This is a genomic window from Actinomyces sp. HMSC065F12, assembly GCF_001814535.1.
Taxonomy (GTDB): Bacteria; Actinomycetota; Actinomycetes; order Actinomycetales; family Actinomycetaceae; genus Pauljensenia; species Pauljensenia radingae_A.
In genome coordinates, this window is record NZ_KV817004.1 from 1 (window position 1) to 2095 (window position 2095).

Sequence of the window (2095 nt, forward strand, 5' to 3'; positions counted from 1 at the left end):
GGCGTTTGTCACGCAATATCACGGCCACGTTGAAAGAAGCCGGGCCAATCTTGCAGGTACGTATCCGTGACCTTGACGTCGACCCCTACCAGCTCAACACCCCGTCAGGTACCTGGGATCTACGCGACGGCACAAGCCACGAGCACAACCCAGCCGATCTGCTGACCAAGCAGACCGCTGTCAGCCCCAGCGAGGAGGGCGCACAGATCTGGGCCGACGCGCTCGACGTCTTCTTCCAAGGAGATCCTGAGTTGATTGGTTACGTGCAGCGCATTGTCGGCCTGGCGGCTATCGGTCAGGTTTTCGTCGAAGCGCTCGTCATCGCTTACGGGGACGGCCGCAACGGCAAGTCAACGTTTTGGAACACTATCGCCCGAGTGTTGGGGACGTATTCGGGCACGATTTCAGCCGACGCGCTCACTGTCGGGGTGCGCCGCAACGTCAAACCCGAACTCGCCGAAGCCAGAGGCAAACGGCTCTTGATCGCGGCTGAAACCGAGGAAGGCATGCGCCTATCAACCTCGAACGTCAAACAGCTGGCTTCGACCGATCAGATCTCGGCAGAGAAAAAGTTCAAGGATCCCTTCGCCTTCACACCCTCCCACACGCTCGTGCTCTACACGAATCACCTGCCGCGTGTGGGAGCCATGGACGCAGGCATCTGGCGGCGTCTGATCGTCATCCCGTTCAACGCCACCATCGAAGGCGACACGGATGTGAAGAACTACGCCGACCACCTGTTCGAAAAAGCGGGCGGAGCAATCCTTTCCTGGATCATGGAGGGAGCGCGCCTCATTCACAGTGAGGGATACAAGCTCACTCCGCCGCCTCAGGTGGTTCAAGCCTCGCAAGCATATAAGGAGGATAACGACTGGTTCTCGCAGTTCCTTGAGGACTCGTGCGACGTCGAGGACGGATTATCGGAGAGGGCTGGTGACCTCTATCAGACGTATCGGGCGTGGGCGCAAAACACCTCAGGATGGGCGCGCCCGATGGTCGACTTCAACGCCGCATGCGAACAAGCAGGATTCGAGCGCAAGAAAACCAAGTCCGGTATCCGCGTCTACGGGCTGGCCCTGACCAGCGAATTCAACAGCTGAAAGTTATGAGGGTGCAGACCGGTGCAACCCGTTTTCCTACCTTACGCATGTGAAATTACATGGTGTTTTTCTCTATGTAAAAGGTTAGGAAATACCCTGCACCACTCTGCACCCCTTGAGAAACCATTCAAGGAGTGACCATGAACGAACGAACCATAGAACACCAACTGAAGAAAGCCATTGAAGCCTCTGGCGGCTTGTGCTGGAAGCTTGTCTGCCCTGGAACCACGGGTGTACCTGACCGGATATGCCTGATGAGAAACCGCGTAGTTTTCGTTGAGCTCAAAGCACCAGGTAAACAACCCAGGCCAATCCAGGTGCGCCGGATGAACCAACTCCGCCAGCAAGGTTTCACCGCTTTGGTCGTTGATTCGGTTGACGGGATCAAGGAGGTGCTTGATGCACTATCAGCCGCATAACTACCAGCGGCAGGCGACCCAGTTCATCATCGACCACCACGAGGCCGCAATCTTCCTTGGGATGGGTTTGGGCAAATCGGTGATCACGTTGACGGCGATCTGGCAGCTCATGCTCGACTACTTCACCATCCACCGAGTCCTAGTCATCGCACCACTGCGGGTAGCCCGCGATACCTGGCCCGCCGAAATAGCGAAGTGGGATCACCTTGACGGGCTCACCGTCGCGGTCGCTGTTGGCACCAAACAAGACCGGCTGAACGCTCTCGCGGCGTCTGCGATGGTAACCATCATCAACCGTGAAAACATGCCATGGCTCGTGGGTCAGTACGGCGATGGCTGGCCGTTCGACATGGTCATCATCGACGAACTCTCCAGCTTCAAGAACCATCGTGCGAAGCGGTTCACGGCGCTGGTGAAAATGCGACCATACGTTAAACGCTGGGTTGGCCTGACCGGAACGCCAGCGTCGAACGGGCTGATGGATGTGTGGGCTGGGTTCCGTCTTCTCGACGGTGGCGAGCGTTTGGGTCGTTTCATTACTCGTTATCGTGAGCGGTGGTTTGTGCCCGATAAGCG

3 protein-coding genes are annotated in these 2095 nt (G+C 57.4%); all 3 read left to right on the plus strand.

What is annotated here, in order from left to right; genetic code table 11:
* On the plus strand, positions 1-1100 hold a 1100-nt coding region (locus HMPREF2975_RS07780; RefSeq protein ID WP_227469327.1), incomplete at its 5' end, for a DNA primase family protein.
* Between the two features lie 140 nt (positions 1101-1240).
* Positions 1241-1519 carry a VRR-NUC domain-containing protein gene (locus HMPREF2975_RS07785; protein WP_048708027.1) on the plus strand — a complete coding sequence of 93 codons (279 nt, stop codon included), beginning with the start codon at positions 1241-1243 and terminating at the stop codon, positions 1517-1519.
* Positions 1500-2095, plus strand: a 596-nt coding sequence (locus HMPREF2975_RS07790; protein WP_264673892.1) for an SNF2-related protein, incomplete at its 3' end; no start/stop codon positions are given. The genes HMPREF2975_RS07785 and HMPREF2975_RS07790, both read left to right, overlap by 20 nt.

Excerpts from the sequence above, each read along its gene's own strand:
- HMPREF2975_RS07785 (WP_048708027.1), top strand. The coding sequence starts at position 1,241 with ATGAACGAACGAACCATAGAACACCAACTGAAGAAAGCCATTGAAGCC.